This is a genomic window from Mycobacterium sp. AMU20-3851 (genome assembly GCF_043974665.1).
Taxonomy (GTDB): Bacteria; Actinomycetota; Actinomycetes; order Mycobacteriales; family Mycobacteriaceae; genus Mycobacterium.
The window spans coordinates 5,171,474-5,192,144 of sequence record NZ_CP146371.1; the positions used below are offsets into that span (position 1 = coordinate 5,171,474).

Below are 20,671 nucleotides of genomic sequence, written 5' to 3' on the forward strand. Positions count from 1 at the left end.
CCCGAGAGCCTAGCCGGTGACCACCACGATGACGCCCGGTGGTTGCTCCACAAGTTCGGGTCGTCGCGGTTCGACCGGTGCCTCCAGCGTCTTGCCCACCTCTTCGGCGGCTTCCCGCTCACCTTCCGCCTCACCGAAGTAGACGGTCGTCACCGGGACGCCTTCCAGGACCAGGTTCCCGGTCTCGGTCACGTTCCAGTCCGCGTCGCGGAGTCGGCTGGCCACGGTCTCGGCGGCGCCGGCGACCTCGGAGATGTTGAACACCCGCACCTCGGCCTTCGGCTGTTCCGGCTCCGGAGACGCCTTGGCACTGGAGGTGGCGCTGCTGGTGGTGGTGCTCACCACGGTGGCGTCACTGTCCCCTTCGTCGTCGGGGCCCATGTACTGGAGTGCAACCAGCAGGAACACCACGCCGAGGAAGAGCAGCACCATCACCATGGCGCGCAAGGGCAGCCCGGAAGAGTCTCGCTGGTTCATCGGCGCAAGCCTAACGGCTCAGGTGATGTCGAAGCCGAGCCGCCGGGCCGCCTTCGCCTTCTGCCGGCTCGCCCGGACCCTGCGGAGCCTCTTGACCAGCATCGGGTCGGCGGCGAGGGCCTCTGGTCGATCCACCAGTGCATTGAGCACCTGGTAGTACCGGGTCGCCGACATCGAGAAGAGCTCCTTGATGGCGTCTTCTTTCGACCCCGCGTATTTCCACCACTGGCGTTCGAACGCCAGGATGTCGTGTTCGCGGCGGGTCAGCCCGTCCGCGGGTTCGGAGTCGTCCCCGGATTGGCCGGTCCGCGCGATGGCGCCATCCATATCGCTGTTTGGACCCTTCCGATAACTCGCAAATGACAGTTGTGTGGTTCGGCGCTCATTCAATCACGGCGCCGGGAATTGAGGCGTGATCGTTACCCGCGCGTCGGCTGACTAAGCTGACCAATCGTGGCTGTCGTACCAATCCGCATCGTGGGAGACCCGGTCCTGCATACCCCGACCACTCCGGTGCCCGTCGCCGCCGACGGTTCACTGCCGGCCGAACTGGCCGCATTGATCGCCGACATGTACGACACCATGGATGCCGCCAACGGTGTCGGCTTGGCGGCCAACCAGATCGGTCGCACCGAGCGCGTCTTCGTCTACGACTGCGCCGAGGACCGCGGCAAGACCGCGCGCCGCCGCGGCGTCGTCGTCAACCCGGTGTTGGAGACCTCCGAGGTCCCCGAGACGATGCCGGATCCCGACGACGATGACGAGGGCTGCCTGTCGGTGCCCGGTGAATCCTTCCCGACCGGTCGGGCATCGTGGGCCCGGGTCACCGGCCTGGACGCCGACGGCACCCCGATCACGCTGGAGGGCACCGGGCTGTTCGCGCGGATGCTGCAGCACGAGACCCGGCACCTGGACGGCTTCACCTACCTCGACAGCCTGATCGGCCGGCACGCCCGCGCCGCGAAGCGGATGATCAAGTCCAACAAGTGGGGTGTGCCCGGACTGAGCTGGCTGCCCGGCGAGGATCCCGACCCCTTCGGCCACTGAAGCATGGCGTCTCTGGGCGCGCGGGTGTCCCTGCGATACCGGATACCCGACGGTCTGAACGACGTGGTCGGGCATCTGGAGGCAACCGACCCCGTGGTGATGGTGCGCACCAAATCCGGCGAGGTCGTCGAGATCGACCCCGCCGACGTGGTGTCGGTGCGTGAGCTCTCGCATACCCCGGTGCGCAACTCCGAGATCCGCGCCCTCGAGCACGCCGCCGCGCTGGCCTGGCCCGGCACCCAGCAGCACTGGTGCGACGGCTGGCTGCTGCGCGCCGCGCACGGTCACACCAGTCGCGCGAATTCGGCCGCGCCGCTGCTGTTCTCGTCCTCGGTGCAATCCCTGCCCCAGATCATCGACTGGTACGCGGCGCGCGGCCTGGAGCCCTGGCTGGCCCTGCCGGAACGGTTGTTGCCGATCAAAGCCCCCGGCATCAAGGCCAACCGGGTGCTGGTCTTTGACCTCGCCCCCACCGGCCCGGGCGCCGCCACCCTCACCTCCACGCCGTCCCCCGAGTGGCTGCGGATCTATGAACGCGACGTCCCGGTCGACGTCCTCACCGCCGTGATCGACGGCACCGTGACGTTCGCCTCGTTGCCCGACCCGGCGACGGGCGATGTCGCGGCGGTCGGGCGCGGCGCGGTCACCACCGCGCCCGACGGCACCCGCTGGCTCGGTGTGTCGTGCGTGCGTGTCGCCGGGTCCGCGCGGCGCACCGGGCTGGCCCGCGGGGTCTGGGAGGCACTGCGGTCCTGGGGCGCCGACCAGGGCGCGACCCGCGCCTATGTCCAGGTCCTCGACGACAACGGACCCGCGCTCGCCCTCTACGAGTCCTCCGGTTTCCGGCTGCACCACCGGCACCGCTATGTCCGCGCAGATAGCCTCGTGCCCCATGCGTGAGTTACTCGAGGCCAACCGTGAGGTGCAGGGCTCGCGCGCACTGCGACTGCTGGCCACCTCGAACCTGGCGGTCTACGCGACCCTGATGGAACGTCATCTTCTCGACGGGCTGATCGGTGAGACGGACCTGGTGGTCCGGCTGGAACGCGACCTGGAGGCTCTGCACGAGACCGGTGAGCAGTCCGGACTGGCACTGATCAAGTCGTGGGCCAGCCAGGGCTGGCTGCACCGCGTGGCCAGCGGGGAACGCAATGTCTGCTACCTCACCCAGGACGCGCGCCGCGCCCTGGACTTCGTGCGCGGGATGCGCCGCAACGACACCATCGCCACCGGTGGATCCATCAACGGCATCGCCTCGCGCCTCAAGCAGGTGGCCATCCGGGTCGGGGACGACCCGGACCGGATCCGGGCCGGCATCGAAGCCGAGATCGCGGCACTACACGCCGAACTCGACGAACTCGACGCAGGTTTGCGACCCGAACCCGACGTCACCGCCATGTACGACGAGGCCCGCGCCATCGCCCTGCAGATGGAACGCCTGATCACCGATATCGGCCTGTACGGCACCATGATCGAGCAGGCCACCGCAGCCCTGGACGACCCGATCGACACCAATGTCGAGTACCGGGACCGGCAGCGCCAGATGTACGCCGACTACCAGGCCGCCTGGGACTCCGCGGGCCGCGACTCGCATCGGGCGTTCCTGCGGATGATCAACGATCCCGATCAGCGCGCCGAGTTCGAAGCCGATATCGCCACCGTCGCGTCCACCCTGCCCGAACTCGATCCCGCACTGCGCAAGGTGATGGCCGGGTTCTTCGAACTGGTCGGGCATCAGATCGACGAGGTGGAGCGTATCCAGCAGCGCTGCGCCCAGCGGGTCAAGCGGTTCACCGCGTTCGGGACTCTGGAGCAGACCCGCGGGGTGGCCCGTCAGCTCAACGAGGCCATCGGCGCCGCCCGGGCACTGCTCAAGGAGTCGTTGACCGACTCGCGTCTGGACATCGAGGTGCCGCTGGCCCGGCATGCCATCAGTTCGGTCGGTGCGCTCAGCTTCCGGATCAACGACCTGTCCGCACCCAAGCCCGCCGAGCCGGCCCAGGGCGAGGTGGATCTGTCCACCTTCTCCTCGCTGACCACGCAGGTCGACGCGCCCGCCCTGACGCAGATGCTGAATTCGTCTCTGCCGGTGTCGCTTCCGGACGCGTTGACGATGCTGGACGCGGCGTATCTGGGTCACGTGATCGTGCTGTGGTCGTGGGCGCTCAAGCAGCCGAACACCTCGGATGCACCGCCTGTCACGGTCCGGTTCCAGTCGCTGGACGGCCATGACCGCGAAATGGAGGTTCCGCATCTGATGTTCACCGAGCCGATCCTGGAAGGTGCGTCGTGACCACACCGGACTCCGATATCGACTTCGCCTCGCTGCCGGAGGTGGACCGCACCGGTTCCGGTGGGGGCCACTCGAATCGGCCGCGCCGCCCGCGCTTCGACGGCGATGTCAGTGCCATGCCCGACCGGGCCTGCTGGGCCCTGCAGCACCTGCTGACCCGTCGCTACATCAGCAGCGAGTCCGACCGCGACGTGTACAGCTGGATCATCGAGTACCGCTCCGAACTGTCGGTCCGGCTCTCCGAACTCGACCTGCAGTTACGCATCGCCGAGGGGGTGGACATCGCCTACGTGGAACAGGCCCGGTACGAATCCGCCAAGGGCATCAAGCTGCTGCGGCGTGAGCCGCTGGGCACCTACGACTCCATCCTGGCGCTGCACCTGGCCCAGATGATGCGCGCCGGTGGGGATGTCAGCTTCCTCATCACCCGCGACGAGATCCACGGGCTGTTCTCCGGGGTGCTCAACGACACCGACCGCGACACCGTCACCTTCACCGCGCGGATCGACGCGGCGATCGCCCGCCTGGCCGGTCTGGACATCCTGCGCAAGACCCGTGACGACGAGGACAGCTACACCGTCAGCCCGGTCATCACCGCGATCATGACGGCCTCGGTGATCACCGAACTGCAGCAGCAGTTCGAGCAGCTGTTGAAGGGCGGTTCGGAATGAGTGAGCAGTTCCACCTCTCCCGGCTGCAGGTGATCAACTGGGGTGTCTTCGACGGTTATCACTCGGTGCCCATCAATGCCGGCGGATCGCTGATCGCCGGCGCCTCGGGTAGCGGTAAATCCTCACTGCTGGACGCCATCTCGCTCGGGTTCCTGCCCTTCAACCGGCGCAACTTCAATGCCTCCGGCGACAACACCGCGGCCGGGTCGAGCGCCGGCCGACGGACCGTGGACAAATACGTGCGCGGGGCCTGGGGTCAGCGCAGCGATGCCGGTGTCAGCCAGGTGATGTACCTGCGCGGGGACGGCACCACCTGGTCGGCGGTCGCGGTCACCTACACCAGCAACACCGGCCGGTCGATCACCGGCCTCGTGCTGAAATGGCTGACCGGAGAGTCCCGTTCGGACTCGTCGAGTCGATTCGTGCTCGGCGACGGCGACCTCGACATCGAAGAGGTATGCAACCGCTGGGCGGCCGGACGGTTCGACACCGCGGTGTTCAAGGACCGCTGGCGGTTCTCCACCAAGGTGGAGTCCCAGTACCTGGCCCAGCTCTACGCGTCGATCGGCATCCGCGCCTCCGAGGCCGCCCAGCAGCTGCTGGGAAAGGCCAAGTCGCTCAAGAGCGTCGGCGGCCTGGAGCAGTTCGTCCGCGACTTCATGCTCGACGAACCCGACAGCCTGGCCCGGCTGCCCGAGGCACTCAAGCAGATCGACCCCCTGGTCGAGGCCCGTGAACTGCTGGCGGTCGCGCAGCGTAAGCGCAAGATCCTCGGCGATATCGAGGCCATCCAGCAGCGCTACGCCTCGGAGTCCTCGGACCTCGGCATCATCGACCTCGTCGACATGCAGATGGTCCGCGCCTACACCGATCACGCCCGGCTGCAGCAGTGCCCGGCCGAGGTCGAGAACCTGGACAGCATCATCGACCAGCTGGAGAACGAGTACGGCGACCTGACCCGCCAGCTCAATCTTGCCAAGGCCGAAGGTGATTCGCTCAATGCGCAGATCAGCGGGGCCAGCACCAACGTCGGCCCGCTGCAGTCGCAGGTGGCCGGCGCCGAGGCACAGGCCGAGGAGATCGGCCGCCGCCGCGCGGCCTACGAGGAGATGGTCACCGCCCACGGCGTACCCGTCCCCGACAGCGCCGACGAATTCTGGAACCTGCGTGAGGATCTGTCCAAGCAGGCCGCCGGGCTGGCGGTGAAGCTGGACCGTGGCCGGGAGGCGTCCACCGACGCCGAATACGCCCAGAAAGCCGCCCGCATCGCCCGTGACCATGCCGCCAAGGAACTCAAACGTGTCGAACACGTCGGTTCGGCGCTGCCGGAGTTCGCGGTCACCATGCGCGAACACATCTGCACCGCAGTCGGTGTCGACCCGTCGACGCTGCCGTATGTGGCCGAGCTGATGGACCTGCGTCCCGAGGAGAACCGGTGGCGGGGCGCGGTGGAAAAAGTGCTGCGTTCGGTGGGTCTGCGGCTGCTGGTGCCCGACGAGCACTACGCCAAGGTGCTGCGCTTCGTCAACGAGAACAACATGCGCGGCAGGTTGGCCCTGCACCACGTGCGGGTGAATCCACCGAACCGTGAGCCCGAGCCGAGCACCCTGGCCGGCAAGCTGTTCGTGGTCAGCCCCGACCATCCGTGCGCGCCCGAGGCGCTCGATGTGCTCAGCGCCGCAGGCGATCACATCTGCGTGGACACCCCGGACCTGTTCCCCCGGTTCCGGCGTGCGGTCACCGACACCGGCCTGTACAAGGATTCCGACCGGCTGGCGATCAAGGACGACCGCCGGCCGCTCAAACCCTCCGAGTACATCTATCAGGGTGACATCGGCGCCAAGTTGGACGCGCTGACCGCCGAACTCGCCGAGGCCGAGCACACCTTCGAGCAGGCCCGCCAGGCCGCCGACGATATCGCGGCCGAGCGTCAGCAGTGGCGCGATCAGGCCGCCGCGTGCAAGGCCATCTGCGAGCAGTTCCCGCAGTGGAGCCAAATCGACACCGAGACCGCCGAGGGGCACGCCGACCGGCTGCGGGAACAGTTCGAGTTGCTGATGGCCGACAACCCCGATGTGGAGGCGCTCAGCGTGCGCGCCGAGGAATGCTGGAACGACATCCAGACCCTGATGACCCGGCGCGGCGCCATCGCGACCCGGCGTGACGACCTCGACGGTCGACGTACCCGGCTGATGGATCTGCAGGACCGCCTGGCACCGCCGTCGGTGTCCGACGCCGCCAACGAACTGCTGCGTCGCTACTCCGCCGAGGTCCCGGTGCACCTGGAACTCCTCAACCCGGAGCCGCACCGGGAGGCGCTGTTCGCCGCGGTCCGTCGCGAGCGCGACCAGCTCACCGAAAGTCGCAGGCGCTCTTACGAAGAGCTGGCCCGCATCATCGCGACCTTCGACACGACGTTCCCCGACGCCATCCCGAACGACTCCGAGGACTTCGACGAGCGGGTGCACGACTATGTCGCGGTCTGCCGCCACATCGACGAACGCGAACTCCCTGATGCCTACGAGCGGATGATGCGGCTCATCACCGAGCAGGCCCCCGACGCGATCCTGACCCTGCACCGCGTCGCCGAACAGGAGACCCGCCGCATCGCCGAGCAGATCGAGCGGGTCAACACCGGTCTGGGTGCGGTGGAGTTCAACCGCGGTACCCGGTTGACGCTGCGGGCGACGCCGCGCAGCCTGGCCGCGGTGTCCGAACTCACCGATATCGTCAAGTCCATCTCCCGGCGCATCGCCGAGGTGGGTCTGGGTGACAAGAAGGCGATCCTGGAGCAGTACGCCGACATCCTGCGACTGCGTAATCGGTTGGCCAGCAACACCCCCGAGGACCGGGCGTGGACCCGCGATGCGTTGGACGTCCGCAACCGGTTCACCTTCGACTGCGCCGAATGGGATGTGCGCAGCGATGAACTCATCCGTACGCACAGCAATGCCGGCGACAATTCCGGTGGCGAGCAGGAGAAGTTGATGGCGTTCTGCCTGGCGGGCGCGCTGAGCTTCAACCTGGCCAACCCCGAGAGTGGGGACAACAAACCCGTTTTCGCGCAGCTCATGCTCGACGAGGCCTTCTCGAAGTCCGATCCGCAGTTCGCCTCACAGGCCCTGCAGGCGTTCCGCAAGTTCGGCTTCCAGCTCGTCATCGTGGCCACCGTGCAGAACGCCACCACCATCCAGCCCTATATCGACGGGGTCGTGATGGTGTCCAAGACCGAGGCCACCGGGCGCAACGCGCGACCGGTCGCGTCGGTGACCACCAAGACCATCAGCGACTTCACCGCGCTGAAGCGGGACCTCAAGGTCCCCGAACCTGTCTAGCGAGGAGAAACCGATGCGCATCGCCACCTGGAACGTCAACTCGATCCGCACCCGGGTGGACCGGGTGACCGATTGGCTGGCCCGCGCCGACGTCGACGTGCTGGCCATGCAGGAGACCAAGTGCACCGACGCCCAGTTCCCGGCGATGCCGTTCGCCGCGCTGGGTTACGAGATCGCGCACATCGGGCTGAACCAGTGGAACGGCGTGGCGATCGCGTCCCGGGTCGGGCTGGAGAACGTGGAGATCGGATTCGACGGCCAACCCGAATGGCAGGCGCTGCGCGAAGCCCGGGCCATCGGTGCGACCTGCGGCGGAGTCCGGATCTGGAGTCTGTACGTCCCCAACGGCCGCACCTTGGCCGATCCGCACTACCCGTACAAGTTGGATTGGCTTGGCGCCCTGCACAACACGGCCTCCAAGTGGATTGCCGACGATCCTTCCCTGCCGGTGGCCCTGGTCGGCGACTGGAATATCGCCCCCACCGACGAGGACGTCTGGGACATGGCGGTTTTCCAGGGCTCCACCCACGTCTCTGAACCGGAGCGGGCCGCCTTCCGGGCCATGGTCGACGCCGGCTTCACCGATGTGGTGCGGCCGTTCACACCGGGGCCGGGGGTGTACACGTACTGGGACTACACCCAGCTGCGGTTCCCGAAGAAGCAGGGCATGCGCATCGACTTCATCCTCGGGTCGGCGGCGTTCGCCGACCGTGTCACGCACGGTGAAATCGTCCGGGAGGAACGAAAAGGCAAGAGCCCCAGCGACCATGCCCCCGTGTTGGTCGAACTGGCGCCCTAACGGTAATACTGGTCGCCATGGGGGTTCTCGATTTACCGAAAGCAGATCTGGACGACGCCGAGGTCGCCGCGGCGCTGAGCCGTGCGGCGGCGTTGGCCGATCTGATTCTCGATGCGCTCGTCGAGTTCGACCCGCTGGGGTTGCGCGAGCGCACACATGATCTCGACGGCGGGGACTGCGGGCTGGGCAAGGCGCTGAATGTGACTGCGTCCGTGCTGGACTGGGCGGACGTGCCGGGCACTCAGGCGTGGGAGGGCAAGGATCGCAACTCCCGCATCAACTGGTGGGTGCACCGGGTGGGGGCACTGAACAACATCGCGGTGGCCTTTCCCGGCGCGTTCGGTGTGATCGCGCGTCAGCTTCCGCTGCAGGATGCGCTCGGCTTCGCCAATCAGACGCTGATCCTGTGCGCGGTGGCCCGCGAGTACGATTTGACCGATCGGCAGGCGCAGGTCCGGATGCTGGCTGCGGTGCTGTGTGGTCGCGACATCCCCGATCCCCCGCTCGCCCCGGCCGAGCACGAGTGGCCGGATTCACTGCCCAAGAAGTTGTGGCACCTCGCCGGAATCCTGAACGCGATCAGCGATGAGGTCGGCAAGCGGCCCCACCCGAACACAGTCTTCCGCTATCTGGGAATGCTGCCGGCCGTCGGCGCGGTTGCCACATATCTGGGTGAGTTCGGTGCGCTACACCGCGCCGCCAAGGCCGGCGAGAAGTGGATCAAGCAGGCTTGAGCCCGACGGTGATCGTATCGGCGACCGGCGTCCAGAAGGTGCGACGCACCCGATGCTGGTCTTCGACCCGGAAGCCGGCCGATTCGAACAGTTTTCGGGTTTCGCCCGGTGTCGGAACCACGGTGGTGACCGCGACGATGCCACCGGGTGCGAGGACCCGATGGAACTCCCTGAGTGCGGCGGGCTGGTCGAAGAAGTGGAAGGCCGAGGTGGTCACCACGGCGTCGAGGAAGCCGTCCGCGAACGGCAGTTCCTCGGCCGCGGCGGATTTCCAGCGCACCCGGTCCGACCGTCGACGGGCCTGGGCGAGCATGCCGTCTGACATGTCGAGGCCGTAGACCTCGTCGGGGCGCAGATCCTGCTGGATGCGGGTGGCCAGGATGCCGGTGCCGCAGGCCACGTCGACGATCTGGGCGGAGCCGTGCTGCCTCAGCCGGTCGATGACCTCGTCCTGGGCCGGCTTGTACACCAGCCTCTGCAGGCAGCCCTGGTCGTAGACCGGTGCGGCGAAGGTCCAGAACTTTGTTATCGCGTCGGTGAGGGTTCCACGCTGGATGGTTGTCACCAAGCCGAGTGTAGGCCCGGTCGAGCACTACTCCGACGGGTTACCGGCGCTCTTCGGACCGGTCCGGCCCTTGTAGTTCCGTTCCCAGTCATTCTTGCCGGTGAACCGGATGCTGCCGCCACCCGGCAACTTGATGACGTCACCGGTGAAATCCCACAGGGTGGGGTTGGTGTCCTGCCAGCCGATGATCTTCCCGGTGGCGTCTTTGATCGGGTTGACGTGCGGGCTCGGGTTGTCGATGTACTCGAAGGGTGCGGCCTGGGCCGCGCCCGCTCCCACGAGGGTGCCGACAGCAAGTGCTCCGACGATCAATCCGGCCACAGTCATCTTCATTTGCTGCATCCCCTCGAACGCGGTGAGTTTCCCGCCGACCATACACGAGACTTTCTTTGCCGCGTGCCTCGAATCCGCTGCATACCGGCCTTGTCGTGGGTAATCCTTCCGACTTCAAGGGTTTTGATTGCCAGCGGAACGTTCTGCCTGTGACGTCGGCGCAAATTTGCTATAGCAAAAAATTGTGCATGCAAAATGCAGCCCATCTAACAATTGGGCCCGACCAGCGCGAAAAGGACCGCGGAGCAACACCGGGGTGCGCGCGCCCGGTCTGGGCGGGATTCTTGCCTCAGCAAACTCTTGGCAGAGGTCCGCCAAAAATTGACGGGTGCGGAAACGACGCACGCGCGCTGCACCAACCCCCCGGCAGGTACAGCGCGCGTGCGCAGTATGTGGTGGTAGCGCCGGCTACCTAACCCGGATTCCCGGCCCCGCGGGGGCTGGCGTTCGGGCCCTTGGGACCCTTGGGCCCCTTCACCCCCCGGTAGTTCTGCCCCCATTCGTCCGCACCGATGATCTTGATGCTGCCGAAGAACGGCAGCTTGATCACGTCGCCGGTGTAGTCCCACGGGCTCGGGTTGTTCGGGATGTCGGCCTGGGCCGGCGCGGTGCCGAGGATGGCCCCGGCCGCCAGCGCTCCGACGATCGCTCCCGCTAGACGCTTCTTCATTTGCTGAACCCCCACTGCTAGGTGAATCCCCGCGCCAACTGTACAAGGTGCCGAGCCGCAAAGCACGCATATTTTTCCAGGTCATCGCTCTGAGTCTGGGTGCAGACCACCCTTTCAAGATCGTCTCGTTCAATGCGCAACAGAACGATCTTGAAATTTGCTGTCCATGTCATTGACTATGGAAATATCAGCAAAACTAGCCAGGCGATCTGACCAGGATCGATCCGCGGTCGGACATCCGGAACTTCGACCACCCCGTCGGTCGCCTGCACCGACACGACAGCCGGAAAGCGCCGCACCCCAACGAGTCTCAGTTAGCCCCGCTAATCGACGGGGATGGTTGCGCAGGAGCGGTCAGGCAACCCGTCGGCGCACCGTGCCCAGCGATCGGCGTCAGCGCCTTCCGCGCGCTGATCGACGGGAACAGCTATCTCTGGGCTTCCTGTCATGGGCTCCCGGCTGACCATCGGTGAATTCGCCACGCTCACGCACCTGAGTGTGCGCACCCTGCGGCGCTACCACGCCGACGGCCTCCTCGAGCCGGCCGCCGTCGACCCGTTCACGAACTACCGCTACTACGCGCCCGAGCAGATCCCGAACGCTCAGGTGATCCACCAACTGCGCCGGCTCGATGTTCCGCTGCAGGAGATCAAGCGCATCCTCGCCACCGACGACGCCCGAGCGCGCCAGCAGGTGATCGCCGGACACCTGAGCCAACTCGAGGCCGAACTCGCCCGCACCCAGGCCGCCGTCACCGCGCTGCGCCGCCTGGTACATCCCGAGCCCGCGGAGGTCGAGGTCCAGCTGCCGATGCTGCCGGCTCGCACCGTCGCCGCCATCAAAAGCCCTGTGCATCTGCAGGATTCCCTCGATTGGTACGACGGCGCGATGTCCGAGTTGGATGCCGCCTTCGGGCCCGAGGAACGCACCGGGCCACCCGGTGGCCACTACGCCAACGAGCTGTTCACCGCCGGCTACGGTCTGATGACCGTCTTCCGCCCGGTTCGTACGCCCCGGGCATCGGGACGTATCGAGGTCACGGAGTTGCCGCCGGCCGAACTCGCGGTCACCGTGCACGCCGGGTCCCACGATGACATCGACGTCACCTACGGCCGGCTGGGTGCGTGGGTGGCCACCCACGCGCTGGCCGTGGACGGCCCCATCCAGGAGATCTATCTCGTGGGCCCCCGCGATACACCCGATGCCGCGGACTGGCGCACCGAGATCGGCTGGCCGGTGTTCCGGCTGTCCGGGAAATCGGCTGCGCGAGAAAGCTCCTCATGATCGCGCAGGTCCCGAATGGCCGCCTGCAATGTTGACATGACCGTATCGAAGCCCTCGCCGCCGAGCACCAGCCGGCGCGGCGGCGGATTGTGCGCCATGGCCGCGATGACCGCTCGGGCACCGCGCTGCGGATCACCGGGCTGGGCGCCGTCCTGTTCAACCATCGCCTCGCGGACCTGTTCCAGCATGGGCCGGTAGGCAGTGACGGTCTCGTGCACCGCCGCACCGGCGAACCCGGAGTAGGCGCGGGTCCGAAACGCCCCGGGCTCGACGGCCAGCACCCGGACATCGGTGCCGCTCAGCTCGTTGCGAAGCACCTCGGTGACCGCCTCCAGCGCGAATTTCGTTGCGCTGTAATAGCCGAACCCCGTCACCCCGGTGAGCCCGGCTACAGAGGACACATTGATGACCCAGCCGCTGCCGCGGTCCCGCATGCCCGGCAACACCGCCCACAGGACCGAGAGCACGGCGAAGAAGTTCAGCTCGAACATCGACCGCCCCCCGGAATCGGGCATGCCTTCGATCGATCCGACCCAGCCGCGCCCGGCATTGTTGACCACCACTTCGACGCCCCCGAAACGCTGCTCGACCGCCCGGACCGCCTCCTGGACCTGACCATCATCGGTGACGTCGAGTGGCACGATCAGCACCCGGTCCCGTACCCGCGTGCCCACTCGTCGAGTTCGGCGGGGCGCCGGGAGGTCAGCGCCACCCGGTCGCCGACCTCGAGCGCGGCCTCGGCGAACGCGATGCCGAAGCCGCCGGGGGTCCCGCCGGTGATGAACCAGTTCCGCACACTCATGGCTCGATCACCAGTCGCTCGATCAACGGACCGCGCATCGAGAACCGATAGTGCAGGTCGACCACCCCACCGGGAAAGTTCCCCGTCAAGCGCTGCACGACATCCCACTCTCCGGTAGCGCCCAGGAATTCGGCGGTGTAGGTGTACTCACGGGCCGCGCGGGTCATCCAAGCCCGGATCTCCTCCGTGCCGTGGTGATTCCGGCCCTCGTCGGTCACCGTGGCGTCGGCGGTGAAGACCGCGAGCGCGGTCGCCGTGTCCGGCGCGCCCAGGTAGGTGGTGATGGCTTTCGGTAGGTCTGCCCAGTCAGCTGTCATGCCTCCAGCGTGGGCTCTCCCCCTGGGAGAGGGTCAACTTCGCCGTACCGGCCCGCGCTGAACATCGAGGCAGCCGCCCCGACGAGCATCATCGCCGCGGCGGCCACGAACACCACCGTCAGGCCCGCGTGGAACGGCCCGGTGATCAGTTCGGGGAAGAACGCCTTGCCGGTGAGCACGCCGGCGTTGACGCCCGGGGCCTCCAGGGCGCCGGAGGGCTCCAGCAGTTCACCGATCGGGTTGTACCCCAGGAACGCCGCGAACAGGCTGCCCACCGGCGGGGTGTGCGCGACCTCGTGCGCGACCGCAGCCGGGACCCCCTGCTCCTGCAGCCCCGCACTGAGTGCCGAGGGCAGCGAGTTGGCCAGCCCGACCATCATCAGTGAGAAGAAGATCCCGATCGACAGCGACGAGCCCGCGTTGAAGAATGTGGCGCGCACGCCCGAGGCGGCTCCACGTTGCTCCGGCGGCACGCTGGACATGATGGCCGCCGTATTGGGTGCGGTGAAGATGCCGCCGCCCAGTCCGTTGAGGAACACCAGCACCGCGAAGATCCAGTAGTCGAAGTTGACCGGGATCAACAGCAGCGCAACGAAGGACGCCGCCATCAGCAGCATGCCGCCGACGGTCAGCGGCCGTGCGCCGTACCGGTCGGCCAGGGTGCCGGCCACCGGCGCGGCCACCAGGAACCCGATCGTCACGGGCAGCAGGTAGATGCCGGCCCACAGCGGCGTCGATTCGAAGCTGTACCCGTGCAACGGAAGCCAGATGCCCTGCAACCAGATGATCAGCATGAACTGCAGACCGCCCCTGCCCACCGAGGACATCAGCCCGGCCAGGTTTCCCATCCCGAACGCCGCCGAACGGAACAACCGGATGTCGACCATCGGGTGCTGGACCCGCAGTTCGACGAAGCAGAAGGCCGCCAGCACCAGGATGCCGAACCCGATGGCGCCCAGTACCCAGGGATTGGTCCACCCGGTCGACGAGTCACCGTAGGGCTGGATGCCGTAGGTGATCCCGACCAGCAGCACCGTCAGGCCCACGCCGAAGGACAGCGCGCCCGCCCAGTCCAGCCGGCCCGGGGTGCGCACCCCGAGTTCCCGCAGGGAGCGCACGCTCCACACGGTGCCGAGAACACCGATCGGCACGCCCACCCAGAAGATCGCCTGCCAGTGCCACTCGGACAGCACACCCCCGATGAGCAGGCCCAGAAACGATCCGGCCACCGCGGCCACCATGTTCACCCCGAGCGCCATCCCGCGCTGGTTGGCGGGGAACGCATCGGTCAGGATCGCCGATGACGAGGCCATCAGCATCGCGCCGCCGATGCCCTGGACGACCCGCCAGGCGATCAGCCACACCGCGCCGCCGCCGAGGTGGAACGGGTCGAAGGACAGCGCTACGGCCGCCAGGGTGAACACCACGAAACCCAGGTTGTAGATGCGGACCCGGCCGAACATGTCCCCGAGCCGGCCGAACGGCACCACCAGGACCGCCGTGACCACCAGGTAGCCCATGATCATCCACAGCAGGTATCCGACATTGCCCGGGGCCAGCGGGTTCAGGCCGATACCGCGGAAGATCGCGGGCAGCGAGATGAGCACGATCGACGCGTTGATGGCGGCCAGCAGGATGCCCAAGGTGGTGTTGGACAGCGCGATCCACTTGTAGAACGGATGTTCCCGGTCCATCCGGAGGCGCGTCTGGTCAAGCTCGGTTGTCATCGGATCTCGATCCACGAATCGGAAAAAACATATGTTAGCTATACAAACGATCGCTCGGCAATACGCGCCACATGCGCTAGGTTGAACGCGTCCACACGGGAGCACGCACCAGCGCGCTGAGAGGACGGCTAGGGCCGTCGACCGTACGAACCTGACCGGGTAATGCCGGCGTAGGGAGATGTGTAATGGGTGTGTCCGTTGGTCCTATTTCCGGCAGTTCGAAGTACTACTCCCCCGAAGGCGTGCCGTTCCGCCGGGTGCACCTGAGCACCGGCGAGCATTTCGACCTGTACGACACCTCCGGGCCGTACACCGATGCCGACGTCACCATCGACCTGGAGAAGGGGCTGCCGCCGCGGGCCGGCGTCGTCCGCGATCGCGGCACCCAGCTGCAGCGCGCGCGCAACGGCGAGATCACCGCCGAGATGGCGTTCATCGCCATCCGTGAGGGTGTGCCGGCCGAACTGGTGCGCGACGAGGTCGCCGGCGGCCGCGCGGTCATCCCGGCCAACCACAATCACCCCGAGAGCGAACCGATGATCATCGGCAAGGCGTTCGGGGTGAAAGTCAATGCCAACATCGGCAATTCGGCGGTCACCTCGTCGATCGCCGAAGAGGTCGACAAGATGGTGTGGGCCACCCGCTGGGGTGCGGACACCATCATGGACCTGTCCACCGGCAAGGACATCCACCTCACCCGGGAATGGATCCTGCGCAACTCGCCGGTCCCGGTCGGGACCGTGCCGATGTATCAGGCGCTGGAGAAGGTGGGCGGCGATCCGACCAAGATGACCTGGGAGTCCTACCGCGACACCGTGATCGAACAGTGCGAGCAGGGCGTCGACTACATGACGGTGCATGCCGGCGTGCTGTTGCGGTACATCCCGCTGACCATCAACCGGGTCACCGGGATCGTCTCACGCGGCGGGTCGATCATGGCGGCCTGGATGCTCGCCCACCACCGGGAGTCATTCCTGTACGAGAACTTCGGTGAGCTCTGTGAGATCCTGGCCCGCTACGACGTGACGTTCTCGCTCGGTGACGGGTTGCGGCCCGGATCCATCGCCGACGCCAACGACGAAGCCCAGTTCGCCGAGCTGCGTACCCTGGGCGAGCTCACCAAAATCGCGAAATCCCATGGTGTGCAGGTGATGATCGAGGGGCCCGGACACGTCCCGATGCACAAGATCGTGGAGAACGTCCGGCTGGAGCAGGAGTGGTGCGAGGAGGCGCCGTTCTACACCCTGGGCCCGCTGGCCACCGACATCGCACCGGCCTACGACCACATCACCAGCGCGATCGGCGCGGCGATCATCGCCCAGGCCGGCACCGCGATGCTCTGCTACGTCACCCCCAAGGAGCACCTCGGCCTGCCCGACCGCAAGGACGTCAAGGACGGCGTGATCGCCTACCGGATCGCCGCCCACGCCGCCGATCTGGCCAAGGGACATCCGCGGGCCCAGCAACGCGACGACGCACTGAGCAAGGCCCGCTTCGAGTTCCGCTGGCATGATCAGTTCGCGCTGTCGCTGGACCCCGACACCGCCCGGGAGTACCACGACGAGACCCTGCCCGCCGAACCCGCCAAGACCGCGCACTTCTGCTCGATGTGCGGTCCGAAGTTCTGCTCCATGCGCATCACCCAGGACATCCGGGAGGCGATGAACGGGAAATCGGCGGAGTTCCTCGAACACGGCAATCGCGTGTATCTACCCTTGAGCTCATGACGTTCTTGCCGCTCCCCCCGCCGGGCCAGACACCGCTGCGGGTCATGACCATCGCCGGTTCCGACTCCGGCGGTGGGGCCGGCATCCAGGCCGATATGCGCACCTTCGCCATGCTGGGCGTGCACGGCTGCGTGGCGGTCGCCGCAGTGACGGTGCAGAACTCGGTGGGCGTCAAGGGCTTTCACGAACTTCCACTGGACATCATCTCCGGCCAGATCCAGGTCGTCGTCGAGGACATCGGCATCCAGGCCGCCAAGACCGGCATGCTCGCATCCGCGGAGATCATCGGCGCGGTGGCCGACACCTGGCGCGGACTGCAGATCGACGTCCCGCTCGTCGTCGACCCGGTCTGCGCGTCCATGCACGGCGATCCGCTGCTGCACCCCAGCGCACTGGATTCGGTACGCACCGAACTGTTCCCGATCGCCACCCTGGTCACCCCCAACCTCGACGAGGTCCGGCTGATCACCGGCATCGACGTCGTCGACGAAACCACCCAGCGCGATGCGGCCCGGGCCCTGCACGACCTCGGCCCGAGATGGGCGCTGGTCAAGGGCGGGCACCTGCGGTCGTCGGAGCGCAGCCCGGACCTGCTCTACAACGGCACCGACTTCTACGAGTTCGCCGAGGCCCGCATCGACACCGGCCACGACCACGGCGCGGGTGACACGCTGGCCGCGGCGACCGCCACTGCCCTGGCGCACGGCTACCCGGTACCCGAGGCGGTGGCCTTCGGTAAGCGCTGGGTCACCGAATGTCTGCGCGCCGCATACCCGTTGGGTCACGGCCACGGGCCGGTGAACCCGCTGTTCCGGCTGACCCGTGATGCTTGACGGCCTGGAGGGGCTGGCCGGTGTGGCGCACGAGCCCACGGGCACCCCGAACGGAGTCGTCGTGCTCACCCACGGCGCGGGCGGCAACCGGGACTCCCCGATGCTGGTGCGGGTCTGCGACGAATGGGCGCGCCACGGGTACCTGGCGGTCCGCTACAACCTGCCCTACCGGCGTCGCCGCCCCAAGGGACCGCCGTCCAACTCAGCCGCCTCCGACCAGGAAGGCATCGCCGAGGCGATCGCGTGGGCCCGTGGACTCGACCACGGCCCGGTACTGGCCGGCGGACACTCCTACGGCGGGCGGATGACGTCGATGGTCACCGCGTCGGGCGGCGGGCCCGACGTGCTGACGCTGTTCTCCTATCCGCTGCACCCGCCGGGCAAGCCCGAACGCGCGCGCACCGAGCACCTGCCCGCGATCACCGTGCCGACGGTGTTCACGCACGGCACCGCCGACCCGTTCGGGACCATCGAGGAGATCCGCGCCGCGGCAGCCCTGGTCACCGGACCGGCATGCATCGTCGAGGTCACCGGGGCGCGCCACGACCTCGGCTCGAAGACTTTGGACGTCCCTGCGCTCGCAGTGGCCGCCGCGATTAAATTCGTGGCATGACTCAGCCGCCGGGTGGCCACTACCCGCCACCCCCACCGGGGAACTTCCCACCACCCCCACCGGGAAACTTCCCACCACCCCCACCGGGAAACTTCCCACCACCCCCACCGGGAAACTTCCCGCCACCCCCACCCCTGCCGTACGGGCAGTCCCACCCACCGCCCCCACCGCCGGGCAAGACCCGCTGGGGACTCATCATCGCCCTCGTTCTCGGTGCGGTGGCGCTCCTGGTGGGTGCTCTGGTGACGGTGGTCCTCATCGCCAACAAGGACGAGCTGACGGAGATCTTCGACCCGGACGCCGTCGACGCGGCCGATGTGGGCCTCGGCGACTGCCTGTCCGCCATCCCGGCGGACGCCAGCCTGGTCTCCACGGTGAAGACGGTGGACTGTTCCGAACCCCACAAAGGTGAGGTGTATTACGTTGCCACAGTGCCCGGCGACGAGTTCCCGGGTGAGACGGCGATCATCGAATACCAGGACAAATGCGAGCCGGCCCTGCGGGCGTTCTCCCCGTCGGCGACCGCAGATCCCGAGGTGGGGATGTTCGTGCTCTATCCGACCGCGGACTCGTGGAAGCGCGGCGACCGCGCGGTGACCTGCATCGCCACCACCGACGTCCCCCGCACCGGATCGCTACGGGGGTAGGCCGTTACCTGGGGTACCGTTTCAACCATGTTTGACGCGGTAATCGTGGGCGCCGGCTTCGCAGGGATCGGTGCCGCGATCCAGCTCAAGCGGTCGGGAATCGAAAACTTCGTGATCCTCGACCGCGAGGACGACCTCGGCGGCACCTGGTATGTCAATCACTACCCCGGGCTGGCCGTCGACGTCCCCACCACCACCTACTCGTACTTCTTCGAGCCCAACCCGAACTGGTCGCGGCTGTTCTCCACCGGCCGGGAGATCAAGCAGTACGCCGACGACGTCGCCGACAAGTACGACGTGCGCCGGCACATCCGGTTGAGCACCGTGGTCGAGGGTGCCCGCTGGGACGAGGACGCCAAGCTGTGGCAGGTGACCGTCAACGGCGGTGAGGTACTCAGCGGCCGCTACCTGATCACCGCCACCGGCTTCCTGTCCCAGCCGAAGATCCCCGACATCCCCGGCATCGACAACTTCGCCGGCCGCGTCATCCACACCACCGACTGGGATGACGACTACGACCCCGCGGGGCAGCGGATCGCCGTCATCGGCACCGGCGCCACCGCGGTGCAGCTCATCCCCGAACTGGCCAAGACCGCGGCCGATCTCACCGTGTACCAGCGCACCCCGATCTGGGTGGTACCCAAGATCGACCTGCACTTCGGCCCGCGGGCCAAGAAGCTGTTCGCCCGGATGCCCGCGACGCAACGCATGCTGCGCTGGCTCACCGACTCCATCTACGAATGGATGGTGACGATCGGCGTCGTGCACTACCGGACCTTCCGTGGCCGGGGCAACATCTCGGCCGCCGACCTGTCAAAGCTGCACCGGTTCATCACCATCCGGGACAAGGAGCTTCGCCGCCGGCTCACCCCGGACTATGACTTCGGTTGCAAGCGGCCCACTTTCAGCAACGGCTACTACCGATCCTTCACCCGGCCGAACGTGCACCTGCAGGACATCGGCATCGACCACGTGCAATCCGACGGCATCGTCGCCCAGGACGGCACCAAGAACGTCATCGACACCCTGGTGCTCGCCACCGGGTTCGATTTGTGGGAGGCCAACTTCCCGGCCATCGAGATCATCGGTCGCGACGGCCGCAATCTCGGAAAGTGGTGGCGGGAGAACCGGTTCCAGGCCTACCAGGGCGTGTCGGTGCCGCACTTCCCGAATCTACTGAGTCTGGCCAGCCCGTACGCCTTCCTCGGCCTGAACTTCTTCAACACGATGGAATACCAGATGCGGCTGATGGACCGGCTGTTCCGGGAGGTGCAGGCGCGCGGCGCGACCACCTTCGAGGTCACCGAGGAAGCCAACACCCGCTACCTGGACCGGATGACCGAGTTGCTCGGCAATTCGCTGTTCACCCTGGGCAACTGCGCGTCGGCGCGGTCCTACTACTACGACCCGGCCGGGGAGCCCACGCTGCTGCGCCCCACCACCACCGAGACGGCGATCAGGGAAGCCTCCGAGTTCCCCCTGACCGACTACACGATCAACTGAGAGGAATTGCCTTGGCCGAGAAGAAGAGTTCGCCCGGTGCCACGCTGGCCGGTCTGTCGCTGGTCGGCGCGGGCCTCGCCCATTTCGTGGCCCCGCAGCTTTTCGAGTCGATGACCAAGCCCGCCTTCCCGCGGGACACCGATCGGCACATCAAGACCAACGGCACCATCGAAACCGCCCTCGGGGTGGGCCTGCTGATCCCGCAGACCCGCAAGCTGGCGGCCGTCGGCGGGCTGGGCTACATCGCCTACCTGGGCGTGAACGCCGCACGCAACAAGTGAGGTGGAGCGCCGC

The 20,671-nt window shown here is 67.1% G+C and carries 21 protein-coding genes, 1 pseudogene and 1 riboswitch; of the genes and pseudogenes, 14 read left to right on the plus strand and 8 right to left on the minus strand.

From position 1 onward, the window contains the following. Positions 1 to 9 precede the first annotated feature (9 nt). Both V4U86_RS24755 and V4U86_RS24760 read right to left on the minus strand, forming a co-directional pair. Positions 10 to 477, minus strand: coding sequence for a LytR C-terminal domain-containing protein (locus V4U86_RS24755; protein ID WP_395308494.1), 468 nt, complete (start codon positions 475 to 477; stop codon positions 10 to 12). Between the two features lie 18 nt (positions 478 to 495). Continuing rightward, positions 496 to 804, minus strand: a complete 309-nt coding sequence (locus V4U86_RS24760; protein ID WP_019513723.1) for a DUF3263 domain-containing protein — start codon at positions 802 to 804, stop codon at positions 496 to 498. A gap of 126 nt (positions 805 to 930) precedes the next feature. On the opposite strand from V4U86_RS24760, the gene V4U86_RS24765 reads away from it, so the two are divergent. From V4U86_RS24765 to V4U86_RS24795, 7 genes are read left to right on the plus strand one after another with little or no spacing between them, the layout of a single operon-like run. Beyond that, positions 931 to 1,524 carry a peptide deformylase gene (locus V4U86_RS24765; protein WP_395308495.1) on the plus strand — a complete coding sequence of 198 codons (594 nt, stop codon included), beginning with the start codon at positions 931 to 933 and terminating at the stop codon, positions 1,522 to 1,524. 3 nt (positions 1,525 to 1,527) lie between these two features. Next, positions 1,528 to 2,424, plus strand: a complete 897-nt coding sequence (locus V4U86_RS24770) for an N-acetylglutamate synthase, CG3035 family (protein WP_395308496.1) — start codon at positions 1,528 to 1,530, stop codon at positions 2,422 to 2,424. Then, a complete protein-coding gene (locus V4U86_RS24775; RefSeq protein WP_395308497.1) occupies positions 2,417 to 3,817 on the plus strand; it encodes a DUF3375 domain-containing protein in 1,401 nt (466 codons plus the stop codon). Before V4U86_RS24770 ends, V4U86_RS24775 begins: the two co-directional genes overlap by 8 nt. After that, a complete protein-coding gene (locus tag V4U86_RS24780; RefSeq protein WP_395308498.1) occupies positions 3,814 to 4,488 on the plus strand; it encodes a DUF4194 domain-containing protein in 675 nt (224 codons plus the stop codon). The genes V4U86_RS24775 and V4U86_RS24780 overlap by 4 nt, the downstream gene beginning before the upstream one ends. After that, positions 4,485 to 7,823, plus strand: a complete 3,339-nt coding sequence (locus V4U86_RS24785) for an ATP-binding protein (RefSeq protein WP_395308499.1) — start codon at positions 4,485 to 4,487, stop codon at positions 7,821 to 7,823. The genes V4U86_RS24780 and V4U86_RS24785 overlap by 4 nt, the downstream gene beginning before the upstream one ends. A 13-nt stretch (positions 7,824 to 7,836) precedes the next feature. Next, on the plus strand, positions 7,837 to 8,622 hold the full coding sequence (locus tag V4U86_RS24790) for an exodeoxyribonuclease III (protein ID WP_395308500.1): 786 nt from the start codon (positions 7,837 to 7,839) through the stop codon (positions 8,620 to 8,622). Positions 8,623 to 8,639: 17 nt separating this feature from the next. Continuing rightward, entirely contained in the window at positions 8,640 to 9,356 is a 717-nt protein-coding gene (locus V4U86_RS24795; protein ID WP_395308501.1) for a hypothetical protein, read from the plus strand. Here V4U86_RS24795 and V4U86_RS24800 read toward each other — a convergent pair. The 3 genes from V4U86_RS24800 to V4U86_RS24810 all read right to left on the minus strand — a co-directional run bounded on the left by V4U86_RS24800 (position 9,343) and on the right by V4U86_RS24810 (position 10,924). Continuing rightward, positions 9,343 to 9,921, minus strand: coding sequence for a class I SAM-dependent methyltransferase (locus V4U86_RS24800; protein WP_395308502.1), 579 nt, complete (start codon positions 9,919 to 9,921; stop codon positions 9,343 to 9,345). The two genes, V4U86_RS24795 and V4U86_RS24800, sit on opposite strands and share 14 nt — an antisense overlap. Before the next feature lie 27 nt (positions 9,922 to 9,948). After that, the gene (locus V4U86_RS24805) at positions 9,949 to 10,254 is read right to left on the minus strand and encodes a hypothetical protein (protein WP_395308503.1); all 306 of its coding nucleotides are present in this window, start codon (positions 10,252 to 10,254) and stop codon (positions 9,949 to 9,951) included. Positions 10,255 to 10,666: 412 nt separating this feature from the next. Next, positions 10,667 to 10,924, minus strand: coding sequence for a hypothetical protein (locus V4U86_RS24810; protein WP_395308504.1), 258 nt, complete (start codon positions 10,922 to 10,924; stop codon positions 10,667 to 10,669). A gap of 447 nt (positions 10,925 to 11,371) precedes the next feature. Between V4U86_RS24810 and V4U86_RS24815 the strand changes: the two genes are divergently transcribed. Next, positions 11,372 to 12,208 (plus strand): MerR family transcriptional regulator, encoded by an 837-nt coding sequence (locus V4U86_RS24815; RefSeq protein WP_395308505.1) that lies wholly within the window; start codon positions 11,372 to 11,374, stop codon positions 12,206 to 12,208. Here V4U86_RS24815 and V4U86_RS24820 read toward each other — a convergent pair. The 3 genes and pseudogenes from V4U86_RS24820 to V4U86_RS24830 form a co-directional block, all read right to left on the minus strand. Further along, positions 12,175 to 13,010 (minus strand): annotated as a pseudogene (locus V4U86_RS24820) (SDR family NAD(P)-dependent oxidoreductase); the annotation flags it as partial. The gene V4U86_RS24815 and the pseudogene V4U86_RS24820 sit on opposite strands and share 34 nt — an antisense overlap. Beyond that, positions 13,007 to 13,327: a nuclear transport factor 2 family protein gene (locus V4U86_RS24825; protein WP_395308506.1), complete on the minus strand. Its 321-nt coding sequence runs from the start codon at positions 13,325 to 13,327 to the stop codon at positions 13,007 to 13,009. The pseudogene V4U86_RS24820 and the gene V4U86_RS24825, both read right to left, overlap by 4 nt. Beyond that, on the minus strand, positions 13,324 to 15,054 hold the full coding sequence (locus V4U86_RS24830; RefSeq protein WP_395308507.1) for an MFS transporter: 1,731 nt from the start codon (positions 15,052 to 15,054) through the stop codon (positions 13,324 to 13,326). Before V4U86_RS24830 ends, V4U86_RS24825 begins: the two co-directional genes overlap by 4 nt. 85 nt (positions 15,055 to 15,139) lie before the next feature. Next, positions 15,140 to 15,248, plus strand: a riboswitch (TPP riboswitch). On the opposite strand from V4U86_RS24830, the gene thiC reads away from it, so the two are divergent. The 6 genes from thiC to V4U86_RS24860 all read left to right on the plus strand — a co-directional run bounded on the left by thiC (position 15,240) and on the right by V4U86_RS24860 (position 20,658). Next, on the plus strand, positions 15,240 to 16,781 hold the full coding sequence (thiC, locus tag V4U86_RS24835; RefSeq protein WP_395308508.1) for a phosphomethylpyrimidine synthase ThiC: 1,542 nt from the start codon (positions 15,240 to 15,242) through the stop codon (positions 16,779 to 16,781). (Overlaps the previous riboswitch by 9 nt.) Continuing rightward, positions 16,778 to 17,614, plus strand: coding sequence for a bifunctional hydroxymethylpyrimidine kinase/phosphomethylpyrimidine kinase (thiD, locus tag V4U86_RS24840; RefSeq protein WP_395308509.1), 837 nt, complete (start codon positions 16,778 to 16,780; stop codon positions 17,612 to 17,614). Before thiC ends, thiD begins: the two co-directional genes overlap by 4 nt. Then, the gene (locus tag V4U86_RS24845) at positions 17,607 to 18,227 is read left to right on the plus strand and encodes an alpha/beta hydrolase family protein (RefSeq protein WP_395308510.1); all 621 of its coding nucleotides are present in this window, start codon (positions 17,607 to 17,609) and stop codon (positions 18,225 to 18,227) included. The genes thiD and V4U86_RS24845 overlap by 8 nt, the downstream gene beginning before the upstream one ends. Then, positions 18,224 to 18,874, plus strand: a complete 651-nt coding sequence (locus tag V4U86_RS24850) for a septum formation family protein (RefSeq protein ID WP_395308511.1) — start codon at positions 18,224 to 18,226, stop codon at positions 18,872 to 18,874. The genes V4U86_RS24845 and V4U86_RS24850 overlap by 4 nt, the downstream gene beginning before the upstream one ends. 27 nt (positions 18,875 to 18,901) lie before the next feature. Continuing rightward, positions 18,902 to 20,377 (plus strand): flavin-containing monooxygenase, encoded by a 1,476-nt coding sequence (locus V4U86_RS24855; protein ID WP_395308512.1) that lies wholly within the window; start codon positions 18,902 to 18,904, stop codon positions 20,375 to 20,377. Between the two features lie 11 nt (positions 20,378 to 20,388). Continuing rightward, complete coding sequence (locus tag V4U86_RS24860) at positions 20,389 to 20,658, plus strand: hypothetical protein (RefSeq protein WP_395308513.1); 270 nt, start codon at positions 20,389 to 20,391, stop codon at positions 20,656 to 20,658. Positions 20,659 to 20,671: the final 13 nt, after the last annotated feature.

Excerpts from the sequence above, each read along its gene's own strand:
- V4U86_RS24755 (WP_395308494.1), bottom strand. The coding sequence starts at position 477 with ATGAACCAGCGAGACTCTTCCGGGCTGCCCTTGCGCGCCATGGTGATG.
- V4U86_RS24760 (WP_019513723.1), bottom strand. The coding sequence starts at position 804 with ATGGATGGCGCCATCGCGCGGACCGGCCAATCCGGGGACGACTCCGAA.
- V4U86_RS24770 (WP_395308496.1), top strand. The coding sequence starts at position 1,528 with ATGGCGTCTCTGGGCGCGCGGGTGTCCCTGCGATACCGGATACCCGAC.
- V4U86_RS24775 (WP_395308497.1), top strand. The coding sequence starts at position 2,417 with ATGCGTGAGTTACTCGAGGCCAACCGTGAGGTGCAGGGCTCGCGCGCA.
- V4U86_RS24785 (WP_395308499.1), top strand. The coding sequence starts at position 4,485 with ATGAGTGAGCAGTTCCACCTCTCCCGGCTGCAGGTGATCAACTGGGGT.
- V4U86_RS24790 (WP_395308500.1), top strand. The coding sequence starts at position 7,837 with ATGCGCATCGCCACCTGGAACGTCAACTCGATCCGCACCCGGGTGGAC.
- V4U86_RS24795 (WP_395308501.1), top strand. The coding sequence starts at position 8,640 with ATGGGGGTTCTCGATTTACCGAAAGCAGATCTGGACGACGCCGAGGTC.
- V4U86_RS24805 (WP_395308503.1), bottom strand. The coding sequence starts at position 10,254 with ATGAAGATGACTGTGGCCGGATTGATCGTCGGAGCACTTGCTGTCGGC.
- V4U86_RS24810 (WP_395308504.1), bottom strand. The coding sequence starts at position 10,924 with ATGAAGAAGCGTCTAGCGGGAGCGATCGTCGGAGCGCTGGCGGCCGGG.
- V4U86_RS24815 (WP_395308505.1), top strand. The coding sequence starts at position 11,372 with ATGGGCTCCCGGCTGACCATCGGTGAATTCGCCACGCTCACGCACCTG.
- V4U86_RS24825 (WP_395308506.1), bottom strand. The coding sequence starts at position 13,327 with ATGACAGCTGACTGGGCAGACCTACCGAAAGCCATCACCACCTACCTG.
- V4U86_RS24830 (WP_395308507.1), bottom strand. The coding sequence starts at position 15,054 with ATGACAACCGAGCTTGACCAGACGCGCCTCCGGATGGACCGGGAACAT.
- thiC (WP_395308508.1), top strand. The coding sequence starts at position 15,240 with ATGGGTGTGTCCGTTGGTCCTATTTCCGGCAGTTCGAAGTACTACTCC.
- thiD (WP_395308509.1), top strand. The coding sequence starts at position 16,778 with ATGACGTTCTTGCCGCTCCCCCCGCCGGGCCAGACACCGCTGCGGGTC.
- V4U86_RS24845 (WP_395308510.1), top strand. The coding sequence starts at position 17,607 with ATGCTTGACGGCCTGGAGGGGCTGGCCGGTGTGGCGCACGAGCCCACG.
- V4U86_RS24850 (WP_395308511.1), top strand. The coding sequence starts at position 18,224 with ATGACTCAGCCGCCGGGTGGCCACTACCCGCCACCCCCACCGGGGAAC.
- V4U86_RS24855 (WP_395308512.1), top strand. The coding sequence starts at position 18,902 with ATGTTTGACGCGGTAATCGTGGGCGCCGGCTTCGCAGGGATCGGTGCC.